At 65.6% G+C, this 22529-nt stretch carries 21 protein-coding genes; 8 read left to right on the top strand and 13 right to left on the bottom strand.

Annotated features, from left to right (window positions below):
- Window positions 1-20 precede the first annotated feature (20 nt).
- The 3 genes from J2S73_RS11460 to coaD form a co-directional block, all read right to left on the bottom strand.
- Window positions 21-485: a peptidylprolyl isomerase gene (locus J2S73_RS11460; protein ID WP_306885671.1), complete on the bottom strand. Its 465-nt coding sequence runs from the start codon at window positions 483-485 to the stop codon at window positions 21-23.
- 77 nt (window positions 486-562) lie between these two features.
- Entirely contained in the window at window positions 563-1111 is a 549-nt protein-coding gene (locus J2S73_RS11455) for a peptidylprolyl isomerase (protein ID WP_306885670.1), read from the bottom strand.
- 35 nt (window positions 1112-1146) lie between these two features.
- A complete protein-coding gene (gene coaD, locus J2S73_RS11450) occupies window positions 1147-1662 on the bottom strand; it encodes a pantetheine-phosphate adenylyltransferase (protein WP_306885668.1) in 516 nt (171 codons plus the stop codon).
- A 121-nt stretch (window positions 1663-1783) separates the two neighbouring features.
- Here coaD and J2S73_RS11445 point away from each other — a divergent pair, with 121 nt between their 5' ends.
- Entirely contained in the window at window positions 1784-2311 is a 528-nt protein-coding gene (locus tag J2S73_RS11445) for a hypothetical protein (RefSeq protein ID WP_306885667.1), read from the top strand.
- A gap of 269 nt (window positions 2312-2580) precedes the next feature.
- On the opposite strand, the gene gyrA is transcribed toward J2S73_RS11445, so the two are convergent.
- Complete coding sequence (gene gyrA / locus J2S73_RS11440) at window positions 2581-5337, bottom strand: DNA gyrase subunit A (protein WP_306885666.1); 2757 nt, start codon at window positions 5335-5337, stop codon at window positions 2581-2583.
- 265 nt (window positions 5338-5602) lie between these two features.
- On the opposite strand from gyrA, the gene J2S73_RS11435 reads away from it, so the two are divergent.
- Both J2S73_RS11435 and J2S73_RS11430 read left to right on the top strand, forming a co-directional pair.
- Window positions 5603-6304 (top strand): MarC family protein, encoded by a 702-nt coding sequence (locus J2S73_RS11435; protein ID WP_306885665.1) that lies wholly within the window; start codon window positions 5603-5605, stop codon window positions 6302-6304.
- Between the two features lie 112 nt (window positions 6305-6416).
- On the top strand, window positions 6417-7070 hold the full coding sequence (locus tag J2S73_RS11430; RefSeq protein WP_306885664.1) for a DUF805 domain-containing protein: 654 nt from the start codon (window positions 6417-6419) through the stop codon (window positions 7068-7070).
- A 22-nt stretch (window positions 7071-7092) separates the two neighbouring features.
- On the opposite strand, the gene J2S73_RS11425 is transcribed toward J2S73_RS11430, so the two are convergent.
- Both J2S73_RS11425 and J2S73_RS11420 read right to left on the bottom strand, forming a co-directional pair.
- Window positions 7093-7941 carry a protein phosphatase 2C domain-containing protein gene (locus J2S73_RS11425; protein ID WP_306885663.1) on the bottom strand — a complete coding sequence of 283 codons (849 nt, stop codon included), beginning with the start codon at window positions 7939-7941 and terminating at the stop codon, window positions 7093-7095.
- 152 nt (window positions 7942-8093) lie between these two features.
- On the bottom strand, window positions 8094-8603 hold the full coding sequence (locus J2S73_RS11420) for a single-stranded DNA-binding protein (RefSeq protein ID WP_306885662.1): 510 nt from the start codon (window positions 8601-8603) through the stop codon (window positions 8094-8096).
- 467 nt (window positions 8604-9070) lie between these two features.
- Here J2S73_RS11420 and uvrA point away from each other — a divergent pair, with 467 nt between their 5' ends.
- From uvrA to J2S73_RS11405, 3 genes are all read left to right on the top strand, one after another.
- A complete protein-coding gene (uvrA, locus tag J2S73_RS11415) occupies window positions 9071-11953 on the top strand; it encodes an excinuclease ABC subunit UvrA (RefSeq protein ID WP_306885661.1) in 2883 nt (960 codons plus the stop codon).
- A 234-nt stretch (window positions 11954-12187) separates the two neighbouring features.
- The gene (locus J2S73_RS11410; protein WP_306885660.1) at window positions 12188-12346 is read left to right on the top strand and encodes a hypothetical protein; all 159 of its coding nucleotides are present in this window, start codon (window positions 12188-12190) and stop codon (window positions 12344-12346) included.
- A 216-nt stretch (window positions 12347-12562) separates the two neighbouring features.
- Window positions 12563-13642, top strand: coding sequence for an AMP-binding enzyme (locus J2S73_RS11405; protein ID WP_306885659.1), 1080 nt, complete (start codon window positions 12563-12565; stop codon window positions 13640-13642).
- Window positions 13643-13651: 9 nt separating this feature from the next.
- Here the strand turns inward: J2S73_RS11405 and J2S73_RS11400 are convergent, their stop codons facing one another.
- Window positions 13652-14266, bottom strand: coding sequence for a hypothetical protein (locus J2S73_RS11400; protein ID WP_306885658.1), 615 nt, complete (start codon window positions 14264-14266; stop codon window positions 13652-13654).
- Window positions 14267-14477: 211 nt separating this feature from the next.
- Here J2S73_RS11400 and trmFO point away from each other — a divergent pair, with 211 nt between their 5' ends.
- Window positions 14478-15887 (top strand): methylenetetrahydrofolate--tRNA-(uracil(54)-C(5))-methyltransferase (FADH(2)-oxidizing) TrmFO, encoded by a 1410-nt coding sequence (gene trmFO, locus J2S73_RS11395; protein ID WP_306885657.1) that lies wholly within the window; start codon window positions 14478-14480, stop codon window positions 15885-15887.
- 4 nt (window positions 15888-15891) lie between these two features.
- Here trmFO and J2S73_RS11390 read toward each other — a convergent pair whose 3' ends face one another.
- The 5 genes from J2S73_RS11390 to yajC all read right to left on the bottom strand — a co-directional run bounded on the left by J2S73_RS11390 (window position 15892) and on the right by yajC (window position 20320).
- Entirely contained in the window at window positions 15892-16782 is an 891-nt protein-coding gene (locus J2S73_RS11390) for a phytoene/squalene synthase family protein (RefSeq protein WP_306885656.1), read from the bottom strand.
- A gap of 114 nt (window positions 16783-16896) precedes the next feature.
- A complete protein-coding gene (locus J2S73_RS11385) occupies window positions 16897-17316 on the bottom strand; it encodes an Mth938-like domain-containing protein (RefSeq protein ID WP_306885655.1) in 420 nt (139 codons plus the stop codon).
- 1 nt (window position 17317) lies between these two features.
- Window positions 17318-18256, bottom strand: coding sequence for a protein translocase subunit SecF (gene secF, locus J2S73_RS11380; RefSeq protein ID WP_306885654.1), 939 nt, complete (start codon window positions 18254-18256; stop codon window positions 17318-17320).
- Window positions 18257-18281: 25 nt separating this feature from the next.
- Window positions 18282-19892, bottom strand: coding sequence for a protein translocase subunit SecD (secD, locus tag J2S73_RS11375; RefSeq protein WP_306885653.1), 1611 nt, complete (start codon window positions 19890-19892; stop codon window positions 18282-18284).
- A 92-nt stretch (window positions 19893-19984) separates the two neighbouring features.
- A complete protein-coding gene (gene yajC / locus J2S73_RS11370) occupies window positions 19985-20320 on the bottom strand; it encodes a preprotein translocase subunit YajC (protein WP_306885652.1) in 336 nt (111 codons plus the stop codon).
- A 296-nt stretch (window positions 20321-20616) separates the two neighbouring features.
- Between yajC and J2S73_RS11365 the strand changes: the two genes are divergently transcribed.
- Window positions 20617-21501, top strand: a complete 885-nt coding sequence (locus J2S73_RS11365; protein ID WP_306885651.1) for an ATP-binding protein — start codon at window positions 20617-20619, stop codon at window positions 21499-21501.
- Here the strand turns inward: J2S73_RS11365 and J2S73_RS11360 are convergent.
- On the bottom strand, window positions 21493-22248 hold the full coding sequence (locus J2S73_RS11360; RefSeq protein ID WP_306885650.1) for an EAL domain-containing protein: 756 nt from the start codon (window positions 22246-22248) through the stop codon (window positions 21493-21495). The genes J2S73_RS11365 and J2S73_RS11360 overlap by 9 nt on opposite strands.
- Window positions 22249-22529: the final 281 nt, after the last annotated feature.

Genomic DNA, 22529 nt, shown 5'->3' with positions numbered 1-22529 from the left:
GCCGCGGGACGCCTCGTCTGTCACGCCGCGTCGGCGGCGATGTGGGCCTTCTCGATCCGGTCGGGATCGGCAACCGGCTCGCCGCGCTTGATCTGGTCGACGGCGTCCATGCCCTCGGTGACCTGACCCCAGACCGTGTACTGGCGGTCCAGGAAGGGATGGCGGTCGAAGCAGATGAAGAACTGGCTGTCGCCGGAGTCCGGGTCCTGGGTCCGGGCCATGGAGACGGTTCCGCGCTCGTGAGGCGCGTCGTTGAACTCCTGCTTCAGCTTCTTGCCGGAGCCACCGGTTCCGTTGCCGCGGGGGCAGCCGGTCTGGGCCATGAAGCCATCGATCACGCGGTGAAAGACGATGCCGTCATAGAAGCCGTCCCGCACGAGTTCCTTGATGCGGGCGACGTGGTTCGGAGCCACATCCGGCTTCATCTCGATCGTCACGCGTCCTTTGGTGGTCTCCAGGACCAGGGTGTTCTCGGCATCCGCCACGTCGGGTCTCCTTGGGTTGAGGTCCGGCTCGAGGAGAGCCGGACACGGTCGCATTGAATTATCTGGCGCGCGGTGGCTTACCGGTCAGCCGCGATATAGGCACTCTCGATCCGGTCCGGATCGGAGACCTGGCCGTTGGCGCTGCGCGAGCCCTTCTTGATGGAATCCACCACGTCCATGCCGTCGATGACCTCACCGAAGACGGTGTATTTGCCGTCGAGGCTGTCCACGCGGTTGAACATGATGAAGAACTGCGAATTGGCGCTGTCCGGGCTCTGGGCCCGCGCCATGCCGACGGTGCCGCGCTCGTAGGGGGTCGGGGTGAACTCGGCCTTCAGGTCCGGATAGTCAGAGCCGCCGGTGCCGGTACCGGTCGGGTCGCCGGTCTGGGCCATGAAATTGTCGATCACCCGGTGAAAGACGACGCCGTCATAGAACCCGTCACGGGCGAGCTGCTTGATCCGCTCCACGTGGTTGGGGGCGAGATCCGGCCGAAGCGCGATCTCGACGGTCCCCTTGTTGGTTTCCAGGACCAGGGTGTTTTCGGGCGTCGGCGCGCTCTGAGCGGCGGCCGGAACGATGAAGGCCAGAGCAAGGGCCGCGGCGGCGGCGATGCGGAGGAACATGGAGACCTCTCTCTCGGATGTGCTGAGTAGTCGGCTCAGGAGGCGCCGGCGGTCTTGTCCGCGAGGCGCCGGGCGACGTCGGCAGGAACGAAGTCCTTCGTCGATCCGCCCATCCGCGCGATCTGGCGCACAAGCGTGGCTGTGATGTGACGAACTTCCGGCGACGCCGGGAGAAAAACCGTCTGAACGTCCGGCCTGAGCGTCCGGTTCATGCCGGCCATCTGCATCTCGTAGTCCAGATCCGTCCCGTCGCGCAGTCCCCGGATGAGAAGCGTCGCACCGTGATCGACGGCGGCCTCGGTCACCAGATTGTCGAAGGCGACAACCTCCAGGCGATGCTGCTGATCGGCCGGCAACAGGGTGCGCCCCAAGTCGCGCAGCATGTCCACCCGCTCGTCGAACGAGAACATGGGCGCCTTGCCCGGATGCACGCCGATCGCCACGACCACCTTGTCGGCGATGCCGAGCGCGTGGGCGAGCACATCGAGATGACCGTTGGTCACCGGGTCGAACGAACCGGGATAAAGCGCAATTCGGGTCAGATCAGCCATCGAGTTTTCCTGTCCGCCGGGCGTAGCGGGCTCTAGCCCCTCGCCGTCCAAGCTGCAACCCCGGCATCGCGATCGGGAACCCGTTCCGGCTTAGCGAGTTGTTAAGCAGAGGAGCAACGCCATGATGTACAGCACCAGCTATTCGGCCGACCGCTTCCGTTATTCGGCGGGCGGCACCGCCTCCAAACCAGTCCAGCTCGCCCACCGCGCGGGCGCATTTCTGGGATTGCGGCACAACTGTGATGCGAATCACTGGAGTGAAGCCCGCCGCGTGCCATCTTCAGATCATCGAAGCCAGAAAGTCTCCCGCGAAGGAGGCAAGGGGCAAGGACAGATGATCGCGCATCGTTTCACGACCCGTTTGATTGCCGCGTCCGCCGCAGTGGCCTTCACAGCAATTGCCGTTTCGGCCGGTGTTTCAAGCAGCAGCGTGACCTCCACGCCGAAGACCGACCGGTTCCAGACCGTGACCCAGGGCCTGTGTGCCGATCAGTCCTGGCCGAACATCTCGCCGGGCTGCGTCAACTGGAAGTCCGATCGGCAAGCTGCAGGCAAGGTTCGTTTCGTAACCAGGGTAACGACCGACGAAGCGAACGCGACCACAACCTTAAATAGGGTTCCGGCGTCCCAGCAGCTCGCGCAGCGCTGAGCGCAGGCGGAAACCGGAGACCCGAAAGCGGCCTTTATCCGCCCCGGTGGCCCTTGGGCGGATGCCGGAAGCGGCGATCGATGGCTCGCGCAACCGTGACAGGTCGCACAGACACGTGACTGGTACGAAGTGTCCGAAACGGACAAAGCTCCGATTAGGTCTTCGTCGTGGTGGTACGCCCCCCCCATCACCATGACGGGTGCCCCGCAGCGGCAACGCTGCGGGGCATATCTTTTCTGGCCCATCTCAAGAGCCGGCCAGGTCTCGGATCAGTCCTCGGAGGGCTCGCCCGCTCCGCCCTCTCCGACATCGCCGGCATCGTCCGCGTCGGCTTCCTCGGCTTCTTCCTCCGACACGCGTTCGACCGAGACGACCTTTTCGCCCTCTGCGGTCGAGAAGACGATGACGCCTTGCGTGTTGCGGCCGGCAAGCCGGATCCCGTCGACAGGGCAACGAATGAGCTGGCCGCCGTTGGTGACCAGCATGATCTGATCGGCATCTTCGACCGGGAACGTCGCGACCAGATCGCCGTTGCGGTCATTCACGGTCATGGCGACGATGCCTTTGCCGCCGCGCCCCGTGACCCGGTACTCGTAGGCCGAGGTGCGCTTGCCGAAGCCGTTCTCCGAGATGGCCAGGATCACCTGCTCCGCCGCCGAAAGCTCCGCATAGCGCTCGCCGCCGAGTTCAACCGCGGCGCCCTCGTCCGGCTCGACCTCGACGACGCTCTCGCCCTCGCCGGCAATCGCCCGGCGCATCTTCAGATAGGCCGAGCGTTCCGCCGGTGACGCCTCCACATGGCGAAGGATCGACATGGAGATCACCCGGTCGCTCTTGCCGAGCGCGATGCCGCGCACGCCGGTGGAGGTGCGGCCGGCGAACACCCGGACGTCGGTGACGGGGAACCGGATCGCCTGACCGTGAGCCGTGGTGAGAAGCACGTCGTCGTTCGGCGAGCACACCTGGACGCCGACGATGCCGTCGCCGTCCTCCAGCTTCATGGCGATCTTGCCGGCGCGGTTCACCTGTACGAAGTCCGACAGCTTGTTGCGGCGGACCGTGCCTTTCGTCGTGGCGAACATCACGTCCAACTCGCCCCAGCTCTCCTCGTCCTCCGGCAGAGGAAGGATGGAACTGATGCCCTCCCCGTTCTCCAGCGGCAGGATGTTGATGAGCGCCTTGCCGCGGGCCTGAGGCGCGGCAAGCGGCAGCCGCCAGACCTTTTCCTTGTAGACGATGCCACGCGAGGAGAAGAACAGGACCGGCGTGTGCGTGTTGGCCACGAACAGCCGTGCGACGAAGTCGGCCTCGCGGGTCGACATGCCGGAGCGGCCCTTGCCGCCGCGACGCTGGGCCCGGTAGGTGGCGAGCGGCACGCGCTTGATGTAGCCGGCGTGGCTGACGGTGACGACCATGTCCTCGCGCTGGATCAGGTCCTCGTCTTCCAGGTCCGCACCGCCTTCGACGATCTCGGTGCGGCGCGGGGTGGCGAACTCGTCGCGCACGGCGCCCAGCTCGTCCTTGATGATCTCCAGCACCCGGATGCGCGAGCGCAGGATATCCAGGTAGTCCTTGATCTCCTCGGCGAGCTTGTTGAGCTCGTCGCCGATCTCGTCACGGCCGAGCGCGGTCAGGCGCTGCAGGCGCAGATCGAGGATGGCGCGGGCCTGCTCCTCCGAGAGGCGGCAGGTGCCGTCCTCGGCGACCGCATGGCGCGGGTCGTCGATCAGCTTGACCAGCGGGATCATGTCCCGGGCCGGCCAGTCGCGGCTCATCAGCTCGTGGCGCGCGGTGGCCGGATCCGGCGAGGTCCGGATCAGCCGGATCACCTCGTCGATGTTGGCGACCGCGATGGCCAGACCGACCAGGACGTGGGCCCGGTCGCGGGCCTTGTTGAGCAGGAACTTGGTGCGCCGGGTGACCACCTCCTCGCGGAAGCCGATGAAGGCGGTCAGCAGATCGCGCAGCTGCATCAGCTCCGGACGGCCGTAGTTCAGCGCCACCATGTTGGCGCCGAACGTCGATTGCAGCGGCGAGAACCGGTAGAGCTGGTTGAGAACCACGTCGGCCACGGCGTCGCGCTTCAGCTCGATCACGACGCGCAGGCCGTCGCGGTCGGATTCGTCGCGCAGGTCCGAGATGCCCTCGATCCGCTTCTCGCGCACCAGCTCGGCGATCTTCTCCACCATCGAGGCCTTGTTGACCTGATAGGGGATCTCCTTGATCACCAGCGCTTCGCGATCCTTGCCCGCCGGCTCGATCTCGACCTTGCCGCGCATGGTGATCGACCCGCGGCCGGTGAGATACGCGTTCCGGATTCCGGAGCGGCCCAGGATGATGCCGCCGGTCGGAAAGTCGGGTCCCGGAATCAGGTCCCAGAGCGCTTCCGCGGAGAGCTCCGGATCGTCGATCAGCGCGATGACCGCGTCGATGACCTCGCCGAGATTGTGCGGCGGCACGTTGGTCGCCATGCCGACGGCGATGCCGCCGGCCCCGTTGACCAGAAGGTTCGGGAAACGCGCGGGAAGCACGACCGGCTCGCGCTCGGAATTGTCGTAGTTGTCCTGGAAGTCGACCGTCGCCTTGTCGATGTCGTCCAGAAGCGCGTTCGCGACCTTTTCCAGACGCACCTCGGTGTACCGCATCGCGGCCGGCGGATCGCCATCGACCGAGCCGAAGTTGCCCTGCCCGTCCACCAGCGGCAGGCGCATCGAAAAGTCCTGCGCCATGCGCACCAGCGCATCGTAGATCGCCTGGTCGCCATGCGGGTGATATTTACCCATGACGTCGCCGACGACGCGCGAGGACTTCTTGTAGGGCTTGTTCCAGTCGTAGCCGTTCTCGTGCATCGTGTAGAGGATGCGCCGATGCACAGGCTTCAAGCCGTCGCGCACGTCCGGCAGCGCGCGGCTAACGATCACGCTCATGGCGTAATCGAGATAGGACCGCTCCATCTCGTCGGTGATGGAAATGCCGCGTACGCCCTTCGGATCGTCGCTCGGCGGCGGAACTTGCTCGTCACTCACGGAACGTCACGCTCTCATTGTTAGGTCGATTCCGATGTCTATAGACGATTCTGACGTCCGGGGCCAATTCGCCCTGCAGAAATCGCAGCAAAATAGACAAATGAATTCAAAAGCTTACGAGACAATCCGCTGACTTCTGAATTTCGGTATCGGATCTGTCGTCCCCATCGTGTCAAATGGGGCGGCTGCAGCGGCCTCACAACCGCTCTGCCAGGCCCTTCGGCCGGACCATGCGCACATCATGCACCGGGGGGAGAAGCGGCGCATGACCGATTACCTGATGTACGCTCTCACGACGCTGTTCGTCACGGTCGATCCGATCGGGCTCGCGCCGATCTTTCTCGGGGTGACACCGGGATGGTCCCGGACGGCGCGGCGGCGCGCGGCGATCAAGGCCTGCGCGGTCGCGTTCGGGATCCTCGTTGCGTTCGCGCTCGTGGGAAATGCTCTACTCGGCTTCCTAGGCATTTCGCTGGCCGCGTTCCGGGTCTCGGGCGGGCTGCTCCTGTTCTGGATCGCCGCCGAAATGGTGTTCGCCAAACGCACCGAACGCAAGGCGACCCTCGCCCAGGAGGCGACCCACGAGACCGAGCACGAGGAGAGCCTCGGTGAACTCGCAAAGCCCGCGGCCCAACGGAGCACCGCAGCCGCCCCGGACGACGACGAGCATTCCGACATCGCCGTGTTTCCGCTCGCCATCCCGCTGACGGCCGGGCCCGGTGCGATTTCGGCCGTGATCCTGCTGGCGGACCGGGCTCCGTCGACCGCCGCGTTCGGTGCGATGATCGCCATCATCGCGCTGGTGATCGCGTCGACACTGGCGATCTTTCTCGCGGCGCCCCGGGTCGACCGGTTCCTGGGCGTAACGGGACAGGCCGTTCTCACCCGCCTTCTCGGCGTGATCCTGGCGGCGCTTGCCGTCCAGTTCGTCGCCGACGGGATCATCACGCTGACCAAGTCCGCCTGACTGTCCTGCCGTGGGGGGTAGGGCCGGTTGCGCGACAGCGGCAAAGCGGTGCAAGAGCCAGGCATTCGGCGTATGGGTGTCGAATAGTCAGGGCTGACGGGAGCATACGGACGTGCGGGGCGACGTTCTTCATTACGATTCTGAATCCGGCCTCGGCCACATCAGCGGCGACGATGGCGCCCGATACACGTTCGGTCGCAGCGACCTCGGCCGGTCAGAGCCGATCGCCGCCGGCGAGCGCGTCGATTTCCGCGTCGACGGGACCGTTGCCCGCGACATCTTTCCCGCCCCGGCGCCTCATCCGTCGGTGTCGGCGACGCCCTTTGCCGTAAGCGCGCCCATTGATCAGCCTCTGAGCTTCTGGGGATATTTCTGGGCCTGCCTGACGAGCCGTTACGTGCAGGTCTCCGGCCGCGCGCGGCGGAAGGAATACTGGGCGTTCTTCGTCTTCTCGATCCTTGCCCAGTTCCTCATTCTTCCAGTCGGGCTCGTGATCGACGGCGTGATCAGGAACGTGGTTTCCGGCGGCATTCCGGTGGCTACGATTGCCCTGTTCGGTCTGTTCTATCTCTGCATGCTCCTGCCCGGCATCGCGGTGTTCGTGCGCCGGCTGCACGACATCGGCCTTTCCGGCTGGTTCGCGCTGCTGTTTTACGCCATGTCGTTCTTCTATGTCGGCGTCATCGCGATGATCGTCGTGGCGCTCATTCCCTCCCAGGCCCACGACAACAAGTGGGGCCCGATGCCTGCCCGGCGGCAGACCTGACCGGAGGCCCCGGGGTAATCGCTTATGGTGCGGTCGCCACCAGAAGCGCCGTCGCGTCGTCGGACTGCTTGAAGCGCGGATAGCGGAGGCAGTCGGGATCCTCGTCGCGCTCGATGCGCCGCAGCTCGTCGCAGAGCGGAGCGAGCCCATCCCTCACGGCCAGGTCGAGAGCCTCCCGCGGCGGGTAGCGGCCGTAGTCTTCGAACAGTGACGCAAACCCGTCTGTCGCCAACAGGGCAACCGACGGAGCCGGGAGATCGAGCCGGTGCCGGCGGGCATGCTGCGCGGCCTCCGGGTCGAGGCCGAAGATCCAGTAGCCCTCGTCGGTGTTGTGCCGGTCGCGGCTCTCCTGCATCCGGCGGCGGACCTCCGGATGGGCAACCGTCGCCCCGGCCTCCCGCATGCGCCGCGCCGCCGCCTGCTCCATTTCGCGCCCGGCCCGTTCCAGACCGACCGATGCGAAGGCGCCGCTCTCGCCGCGCGCCAGGAGCACGCAATCGCCGAGTTCGATCACGTCGATCCCGGCATCGTCGAACCGGGCAAGGAGGATCGCGCCGGTCGGACGCTGATGCCGCGCCTTCGGTCTTCGGACAGCTTCGCGATCGAACCGGTCCGCAAGCTCGCGGATCGTCGCGTCGAGAAGCACCGGCAGATCGTCGGTCCCGGCTGCGATTCGCTCCGCGATCACTGCGCTCGCCGTGGACGACAGCCAGGCCGCATCGCTCGGACCGTCGAGGCATTCGACGTCGCCGACGCCGGTCGCGCCGTCGATCACCCAGGCGAAGCGGCCGGCTGCGCCGAACGCATCCTCGTTGAGCCGATCAGGGATGCCGCCCCGCGAACATGCGTCCAGAATGTCCACTGAGGCCACGTCGATACTCCAGGGATGAAGACAGCCGCCGGGCGCCCGACGAATGTGCGGCAGCGAACCGAGCGGGAAGAATTCCGCTCAGACCTGCAGCATCGAACGAAAAGCCCCTCTCAAATCATTGTATTTGAGAGTTTTTTGGCTGACCGAGCGATTTAGAATGGGATCTCGTCGTCGAGGTCGCGGCCATATCCGCCGCCGCCACCGCCGCCCTGGTCCATCGGGCCGGACTGTCCGAAGCCGCCGGAGCCCGACGAGCTGCCGCCGCCATATCCGCCGCCCGAGGAGCCGCCGCCGCCGCCCCCGCCTTCACCGCGGCCGTCCAGCATGGTCAGCGACGAGTTGAAGCCCTGTAGCACGACTTCGGTCGAGTAGCGCTTCTGGCCGGACTGGTCTTCCCACTCACGGGTCTGGAGCTGGCCCTCGAGATAGACCTTGGAGCCCTTGCGCAGATACTGCTCGGCGATCCGGCAGAGGCCCTCGTTGAAGATGACCACCCGGTGCCATTCGGTGCGCTCGCGCCGCTCGCCGGAATTCTTGTCGCGCCAGCTCTCCGAGGTCGCCACCCGCAGGTTGGCGATCGGCCGGCCGTCCTGGGTTCGGCGGATTTCCGGATCGGCACCGAGATTGCCGACGAGGATCACTTTGTTGACGCTGCCGGCCATGGTGGTCTCCTTGAGCTGGGTCTTGGTCGGTTCGTGTCGCGGCTGACTATCACGCGCCGCCAGGTGCGTCGCGGACGATAACGGGCTCACGCGCCATGACCAATCGCCCGGCGGCGCGATCCACGGGTTTTCTCCACGGGTTGAGCGTTTCCATCGATTTGTGCCGGAAACAGCCGGCGGAGACAAGAACATTCACGGAACAAAACTTCGCCGGCCGTGCCTCTGGCCATTCCTGTCCGCGATCCTATCTGGAGAGCAGGTTGCGGCCCGGCTCATTTTCGCGCGGCATGATGCGTTGCCGCGACGCCCGGAACATTGGTAGAACATTCATTCTTGTCCACGAGGCCTGGGATCCCGAGTCGGCTACCGGCGCAGGGTTTGCAGGCCCCTCCCTTTTGGCGGTAGGTGAAGGCCGCACCGGCGGCTCGGCCCGCCGCGTCAGACCCAGACCGGATGGCTTCGTTTCCATGCACAAGACGATCGCGATCAAAGGTGCCCGCGAGCACAATCTGAAGAACGTGGACCTTGAGATCCCGCGGGATTCGCTCGTGGTGTTCACCGGCCTGTCCGGGTCGGGAAAGTCGTCGCTCGCCTTCGACACGATCTATGCCGAGGGCCAGCGCCGCTATGTCGAGAGCCTGTCGGCCTATGCGCGCCAGTTCCTGGAGATGATGCAGAAGCCGGACGTCGACCAGATCGACGGCCTGTCGCCGGCCATCTCGATCGAGCAGAAGACCACCTCGCGCAATCCGCGCTCGACGGTGGGCACCGTCACCGAGATCTACGACTACATGCGCCTTCTCTGGGCACGCGTGGGCGTGCCCTATTCGCCGGCCACCGGCCTTCCGATCGAAAGCCAGACCGTCAGCCAGATGGTCGACAAGGTACTGGAGTTGCCGGAGAAGACGCGGCTCTACCTGCTGGCGCCGATGGTGCGCGGCCGCAAGGGCGAGTACCGCAATGAGCTGGCGGAGCTGCAGAAGAAGGGCTTCCAGCGGGTCAAGATCGACGGCGCATTCCACGAGATCGCCGAGGCCCCTGCCCTCGACAAGAAGCTGAAGCACGACATCGACGTGGTGGTCGACCGGGTGGTGGTCCGCGACGACATCGGCACGCGGCTCGCCGATTCCATCGAGACGGCGCTCCGGCTCGCCGACGGCATTGCGGTGGCCGAGTTCGCCGACGAGACCGACGAAGACGGAAAGCCGCGCCGGATCGTCTTCTCCGAAAAGTTCGCCTGCCCGGTGTCCGGCTTCACGATCCCGGAGATCGAGCCGCGCCTGTTCTCCTTCAACAACCCGGTGGGTGCCTGCCCCTCCTGCGATGGGCTCGGCACCACGCTGAGCTTCGAGGCCGATCTCGTCGTGCCGGACGACGCCCTGTCGCTGCGCAACGGCGCGATCCTGCCGTGGGCGCGGACGGGGAACACGTCGCCCTATTACACCCAGACCCTGGAAGCGATCACCAAGCACTACGACGTGTCGATGACCACGCCCTGGCGCGACCTGCCCGAGGAGGTCCGCGACACGATCCTCTACGGCACGAAGGAGAAGATCGCCTTCGTCTATGACGACGGCCTGCGCAGCTACGAGACCCGCAAGACGTTCGAGGGCGTCGTGACCAACATCGAGCGGCGCTGGCGGGAGACGGATTCCCAATGGGTCCGCGAGGAGCTGTCGCGCTATCAGTCCGACACGCCCTGCGAAGCCTGCGGCGGATACCGGCTGAAGCCCGAGGCGCTGGCGGTGAAGATCGCCGGCCGGCATGTCGGCGAAGGCTCGCAGCTCTCCATCCGCGAGGCGCACGCCTGGTTCGACGGGCTGGAAGAGCAACTCACTGCCAAGCAGAACGAGATCGCCAGCCGGATCCTCAAGGAAATCCGCGAGCGGCTGCGCTTCCTCGTCGACGTGGGCCTGGACTATCTGCAGCTGTCCCGGAACTCCGGAACCCTGTCGGGAGGCGAAAGCCAGCGTATCCGTCTCGCCTCCCAGATCGGCTCGGGCCTGACCGGCGTGCTTTACGTGCTCGACGAGCCATCGATCGGCCTGCATCAGCGCGACAACGCGCGGCTTCTGGAAACCCTCAAGCGCCTGCGCGATCTCGGCAACACGGTGATCGTGGTGGAGCACGACGAGGACGCGATCCTGGCCGCCGACTATGTCGTAGATGTCGGACCGGGCGCCGGCGTGCACGGCGGCCAGATCGTCTCCCAGGGCACCCCGGACGAGATCGTGGCCGACCCGAATTCGCTGACCGGGCAGTATCTGTCCGGCGCCCAGGCGATCGCGCTGCCGGACGAGCGGCGGCGCCTGAAGAAGGGCCGCAGGATCCGCCTGAAGGGCGCCCGGGGCAACAATCTGAAGGACGTCTCCGTCGATCTTCCCCTCGGCACCTTCACCGCCGTCACCGGCGTGTCGGGCGGAGGCAAGTCGACGCTCCTCATCGACACCTTCTACAAGGCGGTCGCCCGCCGCCTGAACGGTGCCCGCGACGTGCCCGCCGCACACGATTCCATCGAAGGCCTGGAGCTGATCGACAAGATCATCGACATCGACCAGTCGCCGATCGGCCGTACACCGCGGTCCAATCCGGCCACCTATACCGGCGCCTTCACTCCGATCCGCGAATGGTTCGCGGGCCTCCCGGAAGCCAAAGCGCGGGGCTACGGGCCGGGCCGCTTCTCCTTCAACGTGAAGGGCGGCCGCTGCGAAGCCTGCCAGGGCGACGGCGTCATCAAGATCGAAATGCACTTCCTGCCCGACGTCTACGTCACCTGCGACGTCTGCGAGGGCAAGCGCTACAACCGCGAGACCCTGGACGTCACCTTCAAGGGCAAATCGATCTCAGACGTGCTGGAAATGACGGTCGAGGAAGGCTGCAGCTTCTTCGAGGCGGTGCCGCAGGTGCGCGACAAGCTGGAGACGCTGAAGCAGGTCGGTCTCAGCTACATCAAGATCGGCCAGCAGGCGACGACGCTTTCGGGCGGCGAGGCGCAGCGTGTGAAGCTCGCCAAGGAGCTCTCCAAGCGCGCCACAGGACGGACCCTCTACATCCTCGACGAGCCGACCACGGGCCTCCATTTCCACGACGTGGCGAAGCTTCTGGAAGTCCTTCACAGGCTCGTGGAAACCGGAAATACCGTCGTCGTCATCGAGCACAACCTTGAGGTGATAAAGACCGCCGACTGGGTGATCGACCTCGGCCCGGAAGGCGGCGACGGCGGCGGTGAGATCGTCGCCACTGGCCGGCCGGAGGACGTCGTGAAGGAGCCGCGAAGCTACACGGGACGGTTCCTCGCGGAGCTTCTGGATCGCCGGCCCATCCGCAAAACGGCGAGCGCGGCCGAGTAGGTCCGCTTCTGCCCTCAAAGATTGTGGCTGGATCGTGACGGCTCTTGCACGAAGCCGTCACACGGCGATGCATGGACTGCAGGACAGTCATGCCGTTTTAGGTGATTACAAAGAAAGCAAACAAGCCCATATAGCGGGCAGTCGACGGTCGCGAACAACGCAATGGAGCCGCCGATACGAGAGCAGTTTCGCTGTCGGCCGTGAACAGGCCGGCATTTTTTATGGAGCGCCGCCATGTTCGACATTTTTGTTCGGACGTTTCAGTCCTGGAAGGACAACCGCAATGTGGCTGAGCTGACGAAGCTCTCGCCTCGCCAGCAGATGGATCTCGGGCTGACCTCGCTCGACATCGAGAAGCTGGTCGGCCGCTCCAGGACCACCCATCGCACCTGAATTTCAGTTCGAACCGGGACGTAGTTTCTGCGTATCCCGGGTCGTCAGCCACGGCCAATCCCTCCCCTCGGGCCGTGGTGAAAAGGAACGCCCGCCGGCCCCTCCCCCGGCGGGCGTTTTCTTGTTTCTGATCCCTGTTTCGTTCGCCACGGATCAATTCCGATTCCGCGCGAATTGCTTTAGGGAAGGCGTCGACCAATCGGAGAGCCTGACGCCTTGGATGCCAACACCCCCGCCCCCGCTGCATCGTTCGAGCCGGAAAGCGTCCTGAAGAGCGACGTCTTCAGCCGGGTGACCCTCGGCCGTCTCGGCCCGGCGACGGTGGTGGAGCGCGACGTCGGTCCGACGCCGGTCTGGTCCAGGCCGCTGGCGCATCTGCTCGCCTGGCACGAGCGCCGCGCCCTGCGCAGGCTGGCGGGTCTGGAGGGTGTCCCCCAGCTCGTGGCGGCCGACCGCACCCATCTTTACCGCTCCTGGCTGTCCGGCGTGCCGCTGCACATCGCCCAGCCGACCGGCGACACCGCCTTTTTCCGGGAAGCCAAGCGCCGGCTCCATGCGCTGCACCGGCGCGGCGTCGTGCACAACGACCTCGCCAAGCAGCAGAACTGGCTGCGGCTTGCCGACGGCACCCCCGCGCTGATCGATTTCCAGCTCGCCAGCGTCTTCCGCCGACGGGGCAAGCTCTTCCGGGTTCTCGCCTACGAGGATCTGCGCCACCTCCTCAAGCACAAGCGCCGCTACTGTCCCGACGCCCTCACCCCGCGCGAGCGTGCGGTGCTGGCCCGCAAGAGCCTGCCGACGCGCATCTGGATGGCGACCGGCAAGCGCGTCTACAACACCGTGACCCGCGATCTCTTCTCCTGGTCAGACGGCGAAGGCGGACACGACCGGCTGCGCGAGTACGGCGCAAGGCTCGAGGAGCGCCTCGAGGCTCACCCGAATGTCGCGCGCGCAGTGGTGGCCAGCTATCCCTATCCGCGCCACGGTGCCGGGCTCTACGCCTTCGTTGAGACCCATGGCGCGGCCGATCCGGCCGAACTCCAGTCCTGGTGCCGGGAATCGCTGGGAGCACCCGGCACACCCGATCTCGTCCAGCCGGTCGATGCCCTGCCGGAGACGGCGGACGGCGCGCCCCGCCGCGACCTCCTCACGCTGGTGGCCCGCAATCTCCTGGACGATCTCGACGCCAGCGAGGCCGACGCCACCGCGCGCGACCGCGTGCGCCGGATCGCGGCCGGCCGGCTCAACCTGTCCGACCGGACCTTTTCGGCGGGCGATCCGAGCCGACAGACCTGAGCGCGCGCCTCACACGCTCGGCTTCTCGTCGAACCAGGTCTGCAGAGGCATGATGATGGGCAGCTCGCCGTTCGCCTTGCGCCACGAATCGACGGCGAACCGCTCGCCCGTTTCGGCCTCGGAGATCACCGCGGTCGCGTGCGGATAGCGCCCGTCGAGGAAGAATCCGCGAGCAACCGGACGCTGAACGGTGTGATGCTTCAGGAAGCCGCGCTTTTCGGCAAGCAGCAGATAGCTCGTCGTGTTGGTCGATTCGTCGATACAGTCCATCTGGCCGGCCACGCCGGAATTCCAGATGTCGAGGCCGCCGATATCCCCTTCCGATCCGACCGTGGGCGCCACGGTGCGCTCCATCCAGGCAACCGCCTTGCCGATGGCCCGACGTTCCGCCTCCGGCGACGACCGACCGCGCACCAGGATGGCACGGAGCTTTTCCAGGTTCTTGGGGCTGAGCGAGACCGATGTCCTGCGCGCACAGCCGAAGCCGTGACAGACGACCAGCTTGGTGGCGGTCGGCGGCACGGCCTGGTTGGCCGCATACCACATCGACGGCTGACCGACCTGCTGCTGCATGCAGCCAGCCAGCACCGACACGGCCATCAAGACGCCAAAAAGCCGACTCACCACGTCTCGCACCTTTCTGCTAACGTTCGGCCTACCCTGACTGGTCAATGATGACCAGCTGGTTGATGGCCGCATGCGCCGGAAAGCCGCTGGTTGTGGCCGCGCTGTCACGGAGAAGACACATACGGTGTGTCGCCGGGCGTGTCGCACCCCACTGCCGGACCGTCGCCATGGTTGACCCGAAGCCGGACCGCCCTTCATAGGAACGCGTATGAAACCCTTGCACGTCATCGGCGGTGGCCTTGCCGGAAGCGAGGCCGCCTGGCAGATCGCTCAGGCCGGCGTACCTGTCATCGTCCACGAGATGCGCCCCGTGCGCGAGACCCCGGTCCACAAGACCGACGGCCTGGCCGAGCTCGTCTGTTCCAACTCGTTCCGGTCCGACGATGCGGAGAACAACGCCGTCGGCCTGCTCCATGCCGAGCTGCGCGATGCGGATTCCGTCATCATGGCAGCGGCCGACCGGCATCAGGTGCCCGCGGGCGGTGCGCTCGCCGTCGACCGCGACGGGTTTTCGGCGGCGGTGACCGAGGCGCTGGCCGCGCACCCGCTCGTCACGGTTCAGCGGGGCGAGATCGACGGGCTGCCGCCGGAGGACTGGGGCGACACGATCATCGCGACGGGACCGCTGACCTCGCCGGCGCTCGCGGACGGCATCCGAAGCCTGACCGGTGAGGACGCGCTGGCCTTCTTCGATGCGATCGCGCCGATCATCCACTTCGACTCCATCGACCTCGACAAGGCGTGGTTCCAGTCCCGCTACGACAAGCCGGGTCCCGGCGGGACCGGCAAGGACTATCTCAACTGTCCGATGTCGAAAGAGGAGTACGAGACCTTCATCGACGCGCTGCTCGCCGCCGAAAAGACGGTGTTCCGCGAGTGGGAGCTCGACACGCCCTATTTCGACGGATGCCTGCCGATCGAGGTGATGGCCGAGCGCGGCCGCGAGACGCTCCGGCACGGGCCGATGAAGCCGGTCGGCCTGACCAATGCCCACAAGCCGACCGAGAAGCCCTACGCCGTCGTCCAGCTCCGCCGCGACAACGCCCTGGGCACGCTCTACAACATGGTCGGCTTCCAGACGAAGCTCGTCTACGGCGAACAGGCCCGCGTCTTCCGCCTGATTCCCGGACTTGAGGACGCCCGTTTCGCCCGGCTCGGCGGCCTGCACCGCAACACCTATCTCAACTCCCCGACGCTGCTCGATCCGGTCCTGCGGCTGAAGGCGCGGCCCCAGCTGCGCTTCGCCGGCCAGATCACCGGCTGCGAGGGTTATGTCGAATCGGCGTCGATCGGATTGCTTGCGGGCAGGTTCGCCGCCGCAGACCGGCTCGGCCGGACGCAGCCTGCGCCTCCACCGACCACAGCCATGGGCGCCCTGCTGGGCCACATCACGGGCGGACATGTGGTCGGGCACGACGAAGGCGCACCGCGATCCTTCCAGCCGATGAACGTCAATTTCGGGCTGTTTCCCCCGATGGAAGCCCCGAAGGTCGATGGCGAAGGCAAGCGGATCACGGGGTCCGCGCGGGGCGCGGCCAAGAAGCGTCTGATGACGGCGCGGGCCAGGGCGGACTACGCGCGCTGGCTCCAGGGCGCAGAAAGCGTCGCCGCCGAATAGGCCCTTATCGCGCCAGGCAGGCGCCGAGCGGGACCCGTCCGTTCCGCTCGCGACTTCGCATGCGGCGCGCGCCCCGCCACAACGTCCACAGGGATTGCAGCCGCGAGGGCATGACGTCGCTCGTCCAGGGATCGTAGTCGGTGGCCGCCACTCGCTTGAGGACGCGCGGCACCAGAGCCAGCGTCAGGAAAGCAGGCGCCACCTCGGCGGGAACGCTGTCGCCGAGGCTGCGCACCTCGGCCAGATGCCGCCATGCCTGCTCGTCGAGCTCCCAGGCGGCCGCCTTTGTGCCGGGGTCAACCGGATCGAAGATCGCCCTGGTCGCGTCGGTTCCGTGCCGCTCTAGCATCTCCTGGGGCAGGAACATCTGGCCGCGGCGGAGATGATGCGGGAGCGCCCGCAGCACCGACGCGATCGCCTCGGCAACACCGGCATGTCCCGCCAGGGTGCCTGTTCCGGGATCAGAGCCGTTGGCCAGAACCAGCGCGGAAAGCTGGAAGAGCGCCCCATGGGTCTCTCCGGCATATCCTTCGAGCGTGCCAAGATCCGGCATTGGATCGTCATACAGGTCGAACACCCGCGCCTCGGTCATCGCGATCAGCGGCGCCCGGGGCAGCGAATAGCGATCCACTGTCTGAAGCAGCGCATCGGCGACCGGATGGCCCCGGACGTCTCCGTGACCGCCGCCGTTCAGGAGATCGCGCCACCATTGCAGCCTGATCTCTCCCGGCATCGGATCGCGAACCACCTCGCGCACGCGAACGAGTTCGAAATGGAAGGCGTACAGCGCCATCAGCGCCGGCCGGTGCTCGGCCGCCGCGAACAGGGACGCCGAAAACCGGTCCGGGTCCTTGGTGCGGACCAGGTGCTGGCACTGATCGAATACGTCGGTCATGTCGATCGGGACATAGGGCCGTATCGGCGCGCGTCGCGGGTCAGAAACTCGGATAGCGAAGAAAACACGTCACGGCCGCCGCGCTGCGTCGGGTATGCGTCCGCTGCCGTCCGATCATGCGACAGCCAGCAGAGCCGCTGCGACCCGGCGCTCCTCGGCCAGCAGGACGTTGAACGTCCTCACGGCTGATCCGGTCGGCATCACCTCAACGCGCACGCCAGCGTCCCGGAGCCGTTCCCGGATAGGCTCCGGCAGCGGAAGCGGCATGGTCCCCATCCCGACCAGGAGCAGCTCGATGTCATCGCTTTCCGCGACGATGCGATCGAACGCGTCCGCTTCGAGATCCTCCAGAGACCGGGGTGCCCAAGCATAGATCCCGGAGGGCACGCAAAGGATCGATCCCTTGTGGGACATCTCGGCGAAACGGAACCCGCCGTCCCCATAGGAATCGATTGGCGCGCGCGCCGGATAGTGCGCCTCCTTCAGAACGATGCCCGGCGGGACCGACCGGTCGCCGCCCTCAGGCTCCGTCATGTCAGGACGCTCCCGCCGGGGCCGCTTCCTCAGCGTCGTCCGCACTGTCGTCCGGTCGCAGCTTGAACATGATCAGCATCGGCGCGGCGATGAAGATCGACGAGTAGGTGCCGATCAGGATGCCCCAGATCATCGCGAACGTGAACGAGCGGATGACCTCGCCGCCGAAGATGAACAGCGCGATCAGGGCGATCAGGGTCGTCACCGACGTCATGATCGTGCGCGAGATCATCTGATTGATCGACAGGTCGATCAGCTCCGCCATCGGCATCTTTTTGTACCGGCGAAGGTTCTCCCGAACCCGGTCGTAGACCACGACCGTATCGTTCAGCGAGTAGCCGACGATCGTCAGCACCGCCGCGATACTGGTCAGATTGAACTCCAAGCCGACCACCGCGAACATGCCGATCGTTATCAGGACGTCGTGCACCGTCGTGACGACGGCGCCGACGGCGAAATGCCATTCGAACCGGAACCAGATGTAGATCATGATCGCCAGCAGGGCCGACACGACAGCGATCAGACCGGCCTGGGCCAGCTCCGAGGACACCACCGGCCCCACGACTTCCACCCGGCGGAATTCGACGCGATCCTGAAACATGTCGCGCATCAGCTGGATGGCGCGCTGCTGTTCCTGCTCGCCGCCCGGCTGGCGCACCACACGGATAAGCACGTCGTTGGGCGATCCGAACTCCTGGATCTGCACGTCACCGAGATTGAGCTGGCCGATCTCCTGGCGCAGCTCGCCGATGTTCGCGGGACCGTCCTTGGTCTGGATCTCGACGAGCGTTCCGCCTTCGAAATCGATGCCGTAGTTCAGTCCGACAACGAAGAACAGGATCACCGAGGCGACCGACAGGGCGCTCGACAGCACAAATCCCAGCTTCCAGAACTTCATGAAGCGGAATTTCGTGTCGGTGGGCAGGGACACTAGACGCATGATTTTTGCTCCGCCTTTCCGTCAATCACAACGGAACGGCCGACGGCCGCCGCATGCGAACCCATTGGGCGACGAGCAGCCGGGTGAACATGAACGCCGAGAACACCGTGGTCACGATGCCGATGGCGAGCGTGACGGCGAAACCGCGCACGGGGCCGGAGCCAAGCTGGAACAGGATCACGGCCGCGATCAGCGTGGTGATGTTCGCGTCCAGGATCGTGCCGAGCGCGCGTGAGAAGCCGGCATCGATCGCCGTGATTGCCGATCGGCCCTGCCGGGCCTCCTCCCGGATGCGCTCGTAGATCAGCACGTTGGCGTCCACCGCCATACCCATCGTCAATACGATGCCTGCGATGCCCGGCAACGTCAGGGTCGCCTGCAGCAAAGACAACAGCCCCAGAATCAGGATCACGTTCACGGCAAGGGCGATGTTCGCGAACACGCCGAACAGCCCGTAGACCGCCAGCATCGCGACCGCCACGCCGATCACCGCCACCACGGCGGCGATCTCGCCCGCCTCGATGGAATCCTGACCCAGGCCGGGTCCGACGGTCCGCTCTTCCACGATCGTGAGCCGGGCCGGAAGCGCGCCCGCCCGCAGCAGGATCGCCAGATCGTTGGCAGTCTGTACCGTGAAGTTGCCGGATATCTGTCCGGATCCACCGATGATCGGTTCGCGGATGACCGGCGCCGAGATGACCTCTTCGTCCAGCACGATGGCGAACGGACGGCCAACGTTGTTCGTGGTCACGTTGCCGAACTTGCGGGCGCCTCCGGTCGACAGACGGAACGTTACGATCGGTTCGTTCGTCTGCTGGTTGAACGTCGCCTGGGCGTCGACCAGATCCTCGCCGCCGAGGAGCGCACTTTCCTCGACCACGTAGGGCTGCGGCGGGTCGTCCATCGAATACAGGACGGTGTTGCCGGGCGGCGGACGCGTCTCGATCGCCTGGCGCGGATCGACGGTGGTGTCGACCAGATGGAAGGTCAGCTGCGCGGTCTGGCCGACAAGCGCCTTGAGGCGCTCCGGATCATCCAGACCTGGCGCCTCGACGAGAATGCGGTCCTCTCCCTGGCGCTGAATGTTCGGCTCCGTGGTGCCGAGCTCGTCGATGCGGCGCCGGATCACCTCGATCGACTGCTGCACGATCGAGCGGATCCGCTGGGACAGCCCGTCCTCGGTGAAGGTGAACCGGATCAGTCCGCCCTCGCCCGTGGTCATCTGGAACTCGTCGACGGCGCCCTGTCCGAACAGAGTGGACTGGAGCGGGTTCACGAGATCGGCCAGACGTTCCTGGGCGGCCTCGACCTGAGCCGTGTCGCGGATGCGGACCTGGGCTCCGTTATTCGCGACGCCGAGCCCCGTGTAGCCGATCCGCGGCTCCTCCCGCAGTTCCTGCCGGATCTCGCCCACAAGCGACTGAAGCCGCTTCTGGACGTAGTCCTCCCGGTCCACCTGATAGAGCAGATAGGCTCCGCCCTGCAGGTCGAGACCGAGCACGATCTGCCGATGCGGAAGCCAGGACGGCCAGGAATCCACAGTCGACTTCGGGAAGAAGTTCGGAATGACCGCCAGCAGGCCGATGACGGCCACACCGATGATCAGGGCAATCTTCCAGCGGGCGAAGTAGAGCATTTAGAGCCTATCGATAAGCGCGGCGGCCGACATCGCGCCGCCGAACGCCGACGATGCCGTGGCTGTCACGGTCACATGGAACAGCGGGTGGATCACCCGTTGTCGTTGACCGGTTCGCCTTTGGCACGGACCTCGGTGATGGTGTTGCGAATCAGACGGACCCGAACCCCCTCGGAAAGCTCCACCTGGACTTCGTTCTCGTCCACCACCTTGGTGATCTTCCCGATCAGGCCACCCGCCGTCACGACCGTGTCACCACGACGCAGCGCAGACACCATTTCCTGGTGCGCCTTCATGCGCTGGCGCTGAGGCCGCAGGACCAGAAAATACATGATCACGAAAATCAGGATGAACGGCAGCAGCGACACGATCAGCTCGCTGCCGCCCCCGCCGCCGAAACCCTGGGCATAGGCTGGGGTAACCCACATGAACCGTTCTCAGCTCCGTTTGTTTGGCGTATCTCGGGGGATCCGCTCGTCCGGGTCGGCCGGGTGCGATCCGGAAAGGCCGGAGCCGCTCAGCCACTCATCGTCATCATAGGTGGGAAGCGACCACGAAAAGCAAAACCGGTTTCCGATATGCCGCCCGCTTCCGGACCCGTCGAAGATCCAAATCCCGTCGTCCGCCTTGATCTCGGAAAACGGCGCGGACTATAGCGGCCATGACCGCCATTGCAAACGAATCCCGCCGCCTGCAGTCCCGGTCGCCTTGGAGGTCCCTGCTCGTGTCCAATTCCCAGGACGATGCCCTTGTCTCACGGCTCGACAAGCTGATCGCGCTGCTCGAGCGCGCGGTCCCACCTGCGCCGGAACCCATCACCTTCGACAAGGCCGACGGATTCGTCTGGCACCCCTCTCCGGCCCGCGTTGAGCCCGTCGTCCGGATCAACCGTGTCGACCTCTCGCTCCTCAAGGGCGTCGACCGCGTCCGCGATCAGCTTCTCGATAACACCGAGCGATTCGCCCGGGGGCTGCCCGCGAACAACGTGCTTCTCTGGGGCGCGCGCGGCATGGGCAAATCGTCGCTGGTGAAGGCCGCCCACGCCCACGTCAACGCCACCGCGAGCGGCCGTCCTCCGCTCAAGCTGATCGAGATCCATCGCGAGGACATCGAGACCCTTCCCGCGCTGATGTCCGTGGTGCGCAGTTCCGACTATCGCTTCGTCCTGTTCTGCGACGACTTGTCCTTCGACGGCGGCGACGCGTCCTACAAATCGCTCAAGGCGGTCCTGGAAGGCGGGATCGAGGGGCGGCCGGACAACGTGATCTTCTATGCGACCTCGAACCGCAGGCATCTTCTACCCCGCGACATGGTCGAGAACGAGCGGTCGACCGCGATCAATCCCGGCGAAGCGGTGGAAGAGAAGGTCTCGCTGTCGGACCGGTTCGGCCTCTGGCTCGGGTTCCACAAATGCAGCCAGGAAGAATATCTGACGATGGTGGAAGCCTACGCCCGGCACCATGCGCTGGATGTCGATGCGGAAACGATGCGTGCCGAAGCGCTGGAATGGGCGACCACGCGCGGCGCCCGCTCGGGCCGTGTCGCGTGGCAGTTCATCCAGGATCTGGCCGGCCGTCTGGGTGTGCCGCTCGACCAGCGGTCAGGCTAGCCCGTAGACGCTCTCGTCTCCGACCCGGAACAGTTCGTCCACGGCATCCGCCGGCAACGGATAGGAGAAGTGGTGCCCCTGGGCGAGATCGCAGCCGTTGTCGTGCAGCCACTCCGCCTGGGCACCGGTCTCCACCCCCTCGGCGATCGAGGTCTTCTCGAGATCCCGGCAGAGCGAGATGATGGACTTCACGATGGTCCGGCTCTCGCGCCGCTCCATGAGCGTGGTCACGAAGGACCGGTCGATCTTGACGTTGTCGAACGGCAGTCCATTGAGCTGACCCAGATTCGCATATCCGGTGCCGAAATCGTCCAGCGCGAACCGGACGCCCTCAGCTTTCAGTGAATTGATGGTCCGGGCCGTACGGGTCCAGTCGGCAAGCGGATTGCCTTCCGTCACCTCGATCTCGAGGCGCTCGGCGGACAGCCCGGTCCCATCCAGGACCGACAGGATCTTGTTGGCAAGAAAGGGATCGCGAAACTGGTTCGGAGACACGTTCACCGCGACGCGGATAGACGGGTCCCATTTGACGACGTCGGCGCACATCTGCCGCAGGATCTGGAAGAAGAGGTCCCCGATGAAGCCGCCGCTCTCGGCGGCCGGAATGAAATGATCGGGGCCGATGATGCGGGAGGTCGGCAACGTCCAGCGCGCCAGGGCCTCGACCCCCACGGCGGTTTCCGTGTTCAGGGACACCACCGGCTGATAGTAGGGAACGACCTGATGCTGGCGTACGGCTTCCCGCACGCGCCCCCGCAGCTCTTGCTGCGTCGACAGAGACAGGAGATGAAAAGCTTTCGGTCCGTCCGCATCCCAGGCAGCCGGAAATTCAAACCCGTCGCTTGCCGTCATCGTCTGGACTGTCACACTCCCCTAATATTCGATTGCCAGTCTGTAGAAGCGCGGCTTTCAGCCATCATTTTTATGAGACGTCTCAGGCCATGGGTGGTTCAAGATTCGGACCGACCGTCCTCTTGACTACCACGCCCCCGAATTGTCAGCGTCATAAAAATCGTACAGATGGTGAA

The organism is Amorphus orientalis (assembly GCF_030814015.1).
In the GTDB taxonomy this organism is placed as follows: domain Bacteria; phylum Pseudomonadota; class Alphaproteobacteria; order Rhizobiales; family Amorphaceae; genus Amorphus; species Amorphus orientalis.
Note: the sequence above shows the minus strand (reverse complement) of the source record. Positions and strands in the feature narration are given on the sequence as shown.